8 protein-coding genes are annotated in these 8,268 nt (G+C 57.4%); 2 read left to right on the top strand and 6 right to left on the bottom strand.

Going from position 1 to position 8,268, the window contains the following annotated elements:
• The 6 genes from AC2FJV_RS13370 to mutM all read right to left on the bottom strand — a co-directional run.
• On the bottom strand, positions 1 to 368 hold a 368-nt coding region (locus tag AC2FJV_RS13370), incomplete at its 3' end, for an AAA family ATPase (RefSeq protein ID WP_496713924.1).
• A 39-nt stretch (positions 369 to 407) separates the two neighbouring features.
• Complete coding sequence (gene dnaN, locus AC2FJV_RS13365; protein WP_271950744.1) at positions 408 to 1,529, bottom strand: DNA polymerase III subunit beta; 1,122 nt, start codon at positions 1,527 to 1,529, stop codon at positions 408 to 410.
• A 227-nt stretch (positions 1,530 to 1,756) separates the two neighbouring features.
• A complete protein-coding gene (gene dnaA / locus AC2FJV_RS13360) occupies positions 1,757 to 3,142 on the bottom strand; it encodes a chromosomal replication initiator protein DnaA (protein ID WP_142638224.1) in 1,386 nt (461 codons plus the stop codon).
• Positions 3,143 to 3,691: 549 nt separating this feature from the next.
• Positions 3,692 to 3,955 (bottom strand): 30S ribosomal protein S20, encoded by a 264-nt coding sequence (gene rpsT, locus AC2FJV_RS13355; protein WP_142638226.1) that lies wholly within the window; start codon positions 3,953 to 3,955, stop codon positions 3,692 to 3,694.
• Positions 3,956 to 4,182: 227 nt separating this feature from the next.
• A complete protein-coding gene (gene acuK / locus AC2FJV_RS13350) occupies positions 4,183 to 4,959 on the bottom strand; it encodes an acryloyl-CoA hydratase (RefSeq protein ID WP_496713923.1) in 777 nt (258 codons plus the stop codon).
• A gap of 65 nt (positions 4,960 to 5,024) precedes the next feature.
• On the bottom strand, positions 5,025 to 5,876 hold the full coding sequence (gene mutM / locus AC2FJV_RS13345) for a bifunctional DNA-formamidopyrimidine glycosylase/DNA-(apurinic or apyrimidinic site) lyase (protein WP_142638230.1): 852 nt from the start codon (positions 5,874 to 5,876) through the stop codon (positions 5,025 to 5,027).
• Positions 5,877 to 5,962: 86 nt separating this feature from the next.
• Here mutM and ubiE point away from each other — a divergent pair, with 86 nt between their 5' ends.
• Together ubiE and ubiB are read left to right on the top strand one after the other, a co-directional pair.
• On the top strand, positions 5,963 to 6,715 hold the full coding sequence (ubiE, locus tag AC2FJV_RS13340; RefSeq protein WP_142638232.1) for a bifunctional demethylmenaquinone methyltransferase/2-methoxy-6-polyprenyl-1,4-benzoquinol methylase UbiE: 753 nt from the start codon (positions 5,963 to 5,965) through the stop codon (positions 6,713 to 6,715).
• Positions 6,715 to 8,244: a 2-polyprenylphenol 6-hydroxylase gene (gene ubiB, locus AC2FJV_RS13335; protein WP_496713922.1), complete on the top strand. Its 1,530-nt coding sequence runs from the start codon at positions 6,715 to 6,717 to the stop codon at positions 8,242 to 8,244. The genes ubiE and ubiB overlap by 1 nt, the downstream gene beginning before the upstream one ends.
• Positions 8,245 to 8,268 lie beyond the last annotated feature (24 nt).

Raw genomic sequence — 8,268 nt, 5'->3', positions numbered from 1 at the left:
ATCGACGGGATCAGCCAGACGACCCGCGCCAGCTTGCCCAGATCGATCTGACTGGCGGATTTGCCATCTATCCGAACCTGCCGCGCTGCGCCAGCTTCGGACCAGGTCTCGATCTCATAGCTCTGGCCCTGCGCTTGCAGCAGACCGGACAGCTTCCAGCCCAGCGCCTCGGGCCGACGCGTCATCTCGGCCGCACTGGCCCGGCGCATACCGCGACCGGGTGAAAACATCGAAACAGCTTCTAGGATATTGGTCTTACCCGCGCCGTTGGGTCCGTGGATGGCAACCGGACGGCCATCCAGCGACAAACGCGCCAGTTTGTGAGAGCGAAAATGCGAGACCGTCAGTTCGGTCAGGGCCAAGGTCATGACCCCTCTCTTTCCTCAGCGATCAGCCCCCAAAGCCGATCAGACACGCATCGGCATGACCACATAGACCGCGCTCAGGTCATTGCCTTCACGCATCAGGGTCGGATCACCGGCGGAGTTGAACAGGAACACCGCGTTTTCGCGATCTACCTGAGAAGCAATTTCCAGCAGGTATTTTGCGTTGAAACCGATCTCGAGCCGTTCATCTGAATATGCGACGGCCAATTCTTCCTCGGCTGCACCGCTGTCCGGTGCATTGACAGAAAGAACCAGTTTATCCGTATCCAGCTGCAGCTTTACCGCGCGCGAACGTTCCGACGATACCGTCGCAACCCGGTCGACGGCCTGCGCAAACTCAGCCGCATCCACTTCCAGTTGCCGCGTGTTGCCCTGCGGGATGACCCGTGTGTAGTCGGGGAATGTGCCGTCGATCACCTTCGAGGTCAGCGTGATATCCGGCGTTGCGAAACGCACTTTAGTCTCGCTGACGGAAACGGCGATATCCATCTCGTCATCGTCCAACAGCTTGCGCATTTCACCCACGGTTTTGCGCGGCACGATCACGCCGGGCATGTCCGCAGCCCCATCAGGAAGATCTGCGTCAATGCGCGCCAGACGGTGACCATCGGTGGCCACACAGCGCAGCACCTTGCCGCCTTCGGAGCCATCTGAAACATGCATATAGACGCCATTCAGATAGTACCGCGTCTCTTCGGTTGAGATGGCGAATTTCGATTTGTCGAACAAACGGCGCAGCAATGCTGCCGAAGCCGTAAAGTTTGACTGGTATTCCGATGAGGCCATAACCGGGAAATCTTCTTTCGGCAGAGTCGCCAGAGAGAAGTTCGATCGCCCGGCTTCAACCGTCAGACGACCTGCCGCACTGTCGGCGGTCAGGGTGACCAGCGCGCCATCGGGCAGTTTACGCACGATCTCGTGCAGGGTTGTGGCGGCAACCGTGGTGGCGCCGGCCTTTTCCACCTGCGCAGGGGCCTTGTCGACCACTTCGATATCCAGATCGGTGGCGCGGAACATGGCCTGATCGCCTTCGGCCTCGATCAGAACATTAGCAAGTATAGGGATCGTGTTGCGTCGTTCGACGACGGATTGGGCCTGGGAAACGGCCTTGAGAAGGGTGCCGCGTTCGATGCTGATCTTCATACCCTTAATTCCTCTGACTTGCGTGCCGAAAATGGGCGGGACTGGCACGTTAGCGCCTCCGCCCCGAGGCACAAGGATTTTTTATGGATTTCTGAGTCGGTTTGCCCGCAGGGTCAAGAGGCGCGTGACCCTGCGGTCACAGTTCATAGCCAACCGTGGACTATTGCGCACAAAAAAACGCCCCGGCCATCAGGATCCGGGGCGCCTGTTTAATGCCTAGAAGATACTCAGGCTTCCAGCGCGCGACGCAGCATTTCCACGTCTTCGGCGATTTGGCCATCGGTTGTCTTCAGTTCTTCGATGCGTTTGACGCCATGCATGACCGTGGTGTGATCGCGTCCGCCAAACCGACGGCCAATCTCGGGCAAAGAGCGGCTGGTAAGCTGTTTGCACAGATACATCGCCACCTGACGCGGGCGCGCATAGGAGCGCAACCGCTTGGGGCCTATAATGTCGCTAAGGCGGATATTGTAATATTCTGACACTTTGCGCTGAATCTCTTCGACGGTAATCTTGCGTTCTGACGCGCGCAGCACGTCCGCCAGGCAATCCTGCGTCAGCTCCATGTCGATCTCGCGCCCGACAAGCGAGGCAAAGGCAAATAGCCGGGTCAAGGCCCCTTCCAAAACACGCACATTGGTCGAGATGCGATGGGCCAGGAATTCCAGCACCCCATCTACGATAGTCACGTCAGGATAGGTGCGGCTGTATTGCTGAACCTTGGTTTGCAGGATGCCCAGACGCAGTTCGTAATCAGTGGGATGCAGATCAACGACCAGACCACATTGCAGGCGTGATTTCACACGGTCCTCCAGGTCCTTGATCTCGCCCGGAGCGCGGTCGGCCGAGATGATGATCTGTTTGTTCTGGTCTACCAGCGCGTTGAAGGTGTGAAAGAACTCTTCCTGAGTCGAATCCTTTCCAGCGATAAACTGGACGTCATCAACCATCAGCACATCGACCGAACGGAACAGGTGTTTGAAGTCCATCATCCGGCGTTCCCGCAGCGCCTGCACAAAGCGGTACATGAACTGTTCCGCCGACAGGTACAGAACATTCAATTCGGGATGTTTGGTCTTTAGTTCCCAGGCGATGGCATGCATCAGGTGGGTTTTACCCAGGCCGACACCGCCATACAGAACCAGCGGGTTAAAAGTCACGGGGCCACCTTCGGACACACGACGCGCGGCGGCATGGGCCAGCTCGTTGGGCTTGCCGACCACAAAGCTGTCAAACGTGAAACGAGAATCCAACGGCGCCGCCTGCAGAGACTCCAACGCATCATTCGCGGTCGCGGATAAAGTCTGCGTTTGCGCTTCCTGAACGCGGGCAGGCGCAGTTGCCACGTCGTTCGAAGGACGTACCGGAGAGTTCGCTGCCACTCGGAACGCGAGGCGCTGTACAGATTCTCCAGCGGTGTTCATCTCATACAGGATAAGATCCGCAAAATTCTGGCTCACATAATTGCCCATAAAGTTCGTCGGAACCGAGAACACCGCTACACCGTCCTGCAGCTCTTGGAATTCAAGAGGCTCGATCCAGGTGGTATAGTTGTTCTTTCCGATCGCCTTGAGCAGTTTGTTACGCAGTAGTCCCCATTTCTCTTGTGTCATTAAGCGCCTCACGCATCCCATTCTTTATTGGCCTGTCGGCCTTATTACTAAGCCCCGGTCGCCCGGATCACGATGTCACTCGCAAAAGGATACCCTGCGCCAAACCGCAGAAGTTTGGCGGGTTTGTCCCTGAAAGTCAGCACAATCCAAACTCGTGACATCCAGCACCTGAATATCCCGAAAAGCGGCCTGCGCTTCGCAATCTTATCTTTAGACAGGGCTCGGATCCTCGGTTACCCCAAGACCCTCAGCAGATCAGCAAACCGGTTTATCCGGATGCCAACATTCGTTCCTCGACCGCTCTGATGCCCGTCAGTACAATCGCAGGAACAGCCTGTCCCCCCAAGCGAGTGAATCGCTGTATCAGTGGTAACAAGAGGCCGACGTCTGCGGCAACGAAACTCTGATATTGACTCGGGTCTTTGTGCGAAAGAATCTCTCGGCAACGTGAAGACGCGGTATTCTGGCAACAGCAAAAGGGCGCCGCGATATGCGACGCCCTTCGGAATAGTTCAGCCATGCTGACGTGACCCTAGGTCACATAAAGACTCAGCCCAGCGCTTTGACGCGGGCCGACAGACGGGACATTTTGCGGGAGGCTGTGTTCTTGTGGAAGACGCCTTTGGTGACGCCGCGCATCAGTTCGGGCTGAGCTGCGCGCAGAGCGGCAGTTGCTGCGTCCTTGTCACCGGATGCGATTGCTTCTTCTACTTTGCGCAGATAGGTGCGGATACGCGAACGACGCGCTTTGTTAACGGCGAAACGCTTTTCGTTCTGACGAGCGCGTTTTTTTGCCTGGGGCGAATTTGCCATGTGTCTCTGACCTTTGTTCGGTACGTTTATGTAGTAAGCGCGCCACGGATATCCGCACCGGATCAGAATCACGAGTGTGAGTCGGGCCAAGCGGGCCGCACGCGCATGTATAGCGGCGGTGCATAGACAAGTTTTGAGGCTTTGCCAAGCCGATTCTTCACTGCTGAGCCGCGGGCAAGAAAAAGGCGGGCTCAGCCCGCCTGTTCGATACATATTTCGTGGCCGGTTTACTTGTCCCGGAACTGAGCCGAGCGTTTTTCCAGAAAGGCTGCCATGCCTTCTTTCTGGTCCTCGGTGGCGAACATCGAATGGAACACCCGGCGCTCGAACAACATACCTTCGCTCAACGGCACTTCATAGCTGCGGTTGACCGCCTCTTTTGCCGCCATGGTCGACAGTTGCGATTTCTCGGCAATTTTCTGGCCCACGCCAATGGCTTCTTCGATCAACTTCTTGGCCGGTACAATCCGGCTGACAAGACCAGAACGTTCAGCCTCTTCCGCGTCCATGAAGCGGCCGGTCAGATTCATGTCCATCGATTTTGACTTGCCGACGAACCGGGTCAGACGTTGGCTGCCGCCCAGCCCTGCAATAACGCCCAGATTGATTTCAGGCTGGCCAAACTTGGCAGTATCGGCGGCAATGATGAAATCGCACAGCATCGCCAATTCACAGCCACCGCCCAGCGCATAACCCGCAACTGCTGCAATGATAGGTTTGCGGATGGCCGAGATACGATCGTTGGCCTCGGCAAACAGGTTGACAGTGAAGACGTCAACAAAGCTCATCTCGGACATTTCCTTGATGTCCGCACCTGCGGCAAAGGCCTTGTCCGAGCCTGTGATGACGACGCAGCGTACCTTGTCGTTTCCATCCGCCTCTTCCAACGCGGTGCACAATTCACCCAGCAACTGAGTGTTCAGCGCATTCATCGCATCGGGGCGGTTGAGTTTGATGAGGGCGACGTGGTCTTCGATTTCGACGATGATCGTCTCAAAAGCCATGAGTTAGAGCTTCCGGTTGTTCCGTTCAGGTACGATTCCTTACCACGCGAAAAACTTGGATCAAGCTATCTTTGGCATTGCACACAATAGAAGGATGAGCGACCGGACTGGGTGATTCTCTTGATTTCTGCCCCGCAACCCCCTGTCCGGCAGGGCGCACCCTCGCGCCCGTAGACATCAAAGCTGTGCTGAAAATATCCAAGTTCTCCATCGGCTTGCCGGAAATCCCGCAGCGACGATCCACCTGCCTCGATCGCCTCCTGCAGCACTTGACGGATGATCGGAACCAACGCGGCAATGCGGGTAGAAGAAATCTGCCCCGCTTTGCGACGTGGCGACACTCGACCCCGATACAGCGCTTCGCAGACGTAGATATTGCCCAATCCTGCAACGATTCCCTGATCCAACAGCGCTGATTTGACCGGTGTGTTCTTGCCTTTGAACGCTTCGATCAGATGCTGTTCATGAAAATCATTGCCCAAAGGCTCCGGTCCCAGGACCGATAACAGCTTATGATGCTCGGCGGTTGCCGTAGGTAGCAGGTCCATCGCACCAAACCGACGTGGGTCATTGAAGGTGATCCGAGCACCATTGGCCATGTGGAACACTACATGGTCATGTTTCTCGGGCATGGGATGGGTATGCGCAAATTGGCCCAGCGGATCACCCGAGACCGTTATCCGCCCGGACATGCCCAGATGAATCAGTAACGTTTCGCCACTGCTAAGATCAGCTAGAATGTACTTGGACCGCCGCCGCAACCGATCGACCCGCTGGCCGGTCAGCCGTTCGGCCATCCGGTCAGGAAACGGCCAGCGCAAATCGGGGCGATTTACATCCGCCTGTTCGATCACGATACCTTCCATCGCCGGGGACAGGCCGCGTCTTACTGTCTCGACCTCGGGCAATTCGGGCATTTCCTGGCTCCTATTCCAAAGGGCCGCATTGTGCCCGGTTCTTATCGCCCTATAACAGAGGCGAAATTCGACAAACGGCAAGGCAAATGTCCGACAACAGCGACAAGACCACTCATTTCGGGTTCGAAACCGTGCGCGAGGCCGACAAGGCCGGGCGTGTGCAGGGCGTGTTCAACTCGGTCGCCTCAAAATACGATGTGATGAACGATGTCATGTCGATGGGCATTCACCGGATCTGGAAAGACGCAATGATGGACTGGCTGGCCCCACGCCCCGGTCAGCGCCTGCTGGACGTTGCGGGCGGCACCGGCGATATCTCGTTCCGGTTCCTGAAACGCGCAGGCCGTGGCCATGCCACCGTTCTGGACCTGACCGAGCCGATGCTGATCGAAGGTCGACAGCGGGCCGAGGCGGATCAGATGTCGGACAGTCTGAATTGGGTTGTGGGCGATGCGATGGCCCTACCGTTCGAGGATAACACCTTTGACGTCTACACGATCTCCTTCGGCATCCGAAACGTGACCCGCCCGCAAGAGGCATTGAACGAGGCCTACCGCGTATTGAAACCCGGCGGCCGCTTGATGGTTTTGGAGTTCAGCCAGTTGCCCAATGACGGGCTACAGAAACTCTATGACCTCTACAGTTTCAATGTCATCCCGCGCATGGGGAAGCTGATCGCCAATGATTATGACAGCTATCAGTATCTGGTCGAATCGATCCGTAATTTCCCGGATCAGGATACTTTCCTGAACATGGTCCGCACCGCCGGGTTCGACAACGCGAAATACCGTAACCTGACCATGGGCATTGCCGCGCTGCATTCCGGCTGGAAAATCTGATGCGCGGCCCTCACAATATCATCCGCTTGATCCGGACCGGCGCGACGCTGGAACGGACAGGTGCCATGAATGTCGTTCTGGACGCGTTCGAAGCACCACGCGCCCTGCGCGTTCTGGCCCACACCCTGGGCAAACCCTTTCAATGGCTGGGTTACAAAGGCGATCCGTCGATGCCCCCAGCCACCCGTGCCCTCACCGCCCTGGGACCTGCCTATATCAAGTTCGGTCAGGTTCTGTCCACGCGGCCCGACGTGGTTGGAGACGAACTGGCCGAACAGCTACGCGTGCTGCAGGACAAACTGCCCCCGTTCTCCAAGGCCGAGGCCATGGCCGAGGTCGAGAAAGAGCTTGGTCAACCCGTCGTCGAGATATTCGATGAGTTCAGCGAGCCGATTGCGGCCGCCTCAATCGCTCAGGTCCACAAGGCCAAGCTGCGCAGCACTGGAGAGAATGTGGCCGTCAAAGTTCTGCGCCCCGGCATCGAACGCGCCTTCCGCAAAGATGTCGACGCATTCTATTTCGCCGCCCGCATCGTGCAACTCTTCGCCCCCAGCGCGCGCCGCCTGCGCCCGATGGAAGTGATCGAACATTTCGACGGCGTCGTGCGTGGCGAGCTGGACTTGCGTCTGGAAAGCTCGGCTGCCTCGGAATATGCCGCTAACACCAAGGACGATGCCGGATTCTGGTTGCCCCCCGTGGTCTGGACCCTGTCGGCGCGTCGGGTAATGACTCTCAGCTGGGCAGATGGCATCCCGCTGGGCGACAATGGCGCACTGGATGCAGCCGGTCATGACCGCCGCGATCTGGCCGAACGCGTGCTGCGCCTGTTCCTGCTGCATGCTCTGCGCGACGGCTATTTCCACGCTGACATGCACCAGGGTAACCTGAAGGTCGCGGCAAATAGCGATATCATTGCCTATGACTATGGCATCATGGGCCATATCGACGAATACACGCGCCGGGTCTATGCCGAGATTCTCTTTGGCTTTATCCGCCGCGACTACAAGCGCGTGGCCGAGGTGCATTTCGAGGCCGGATATGTCCCTGCCAATCAGGATGTCGATGAATTCGCCCGTGCTCTGCGCGCGGTTGGAGAGCCGATCTTTGGTATGAACGCCACCCATATCTCAATGGGACGGTTGCTCAGCTATCTGTTCGAAGTCACTGAACGCTTCGGCATGGAAACCCGTACCGAGCTGATCCTGCTTCAGCGTACAATGGTTGTGGTCGAAGGCGTCGCGCGCTCACTCGACCCGCAAATGAACATCTGGGAAGTCGCCCGGCCCGTGGTCGAAGACTACATCAAACAATCCATCGGCCCCCGCGCCGCACTTCGCGATCTTGGCAAAACAGCAATGGTTCTGGCCCGGTTTGGTCCGCGGCTTCCAGCACTGGTAGAAAACGCATTGATTTCCCAAACCCAAAAGGATGAGCCGACCCGGTCGCGCCTATGGTCCGTTGCCTTGCCCGCCACCATTGGTGCCGCTACCGGCGCGGCCCTCGTCTTATTGCTGACAAGCTTCAGTTAAACCCAATCCCGCCCGCTTCATCTG

This window comes from Ruegeria sp. CDSA241, assembly GCF_059611265.1.
Note: the sequence above shows the minus strand (reverse complement) of the source record. Positions and strands in the feature narration are given on the sequence as shown.

Coding starts and splice junctions, on each gene's coding strand:
- dnaN (WP_271950744.1), bottom strand. CDS start 1,529: ATGAAGATCAGCATCGAACGCGGCACCCTTCTCAAGGCCGTTTCCCAG.
- dnaA (WP_142638224.1), bottom strand. CDS start 3,142: ATGACACAAGAGAAATGGGGACTACTGCGTAACAAACTGCTCAAGGCG.
- rpsT (WP_142638226.1), bottom strand. CDS start 3,955: ATGGCAAATTCGCCCCAGGCAAAAAAACGCGCTCGTCAGAACGAAAAG.
- acuK (WP_496713923.1), bottom strand. CDS start 4,959: ATGGCTTTTGAGACGATCATCGTCGAAATCGAAGACCACGTCGCCCTC.
- mutM (WP_142638230.1), bottom strand. CDS start 5,876: ATGCCCGAATTGCCCGAGGTCGAGACAGTAAGACGCGGCCTGTCCCCG.
- ubiE (WP_142638232.1), top strand. CDS start 5,963: ATGTCCGACAACAGCGACAAGACCACTCATTTCGGGTTCGAAACCGTG.
- ubiB (WP_496713922.1), top strand. CDS start 6,715: ATGCGCGGCCCTCACAATATCATCCGCTTGATCCGGACCGGCGCGACG.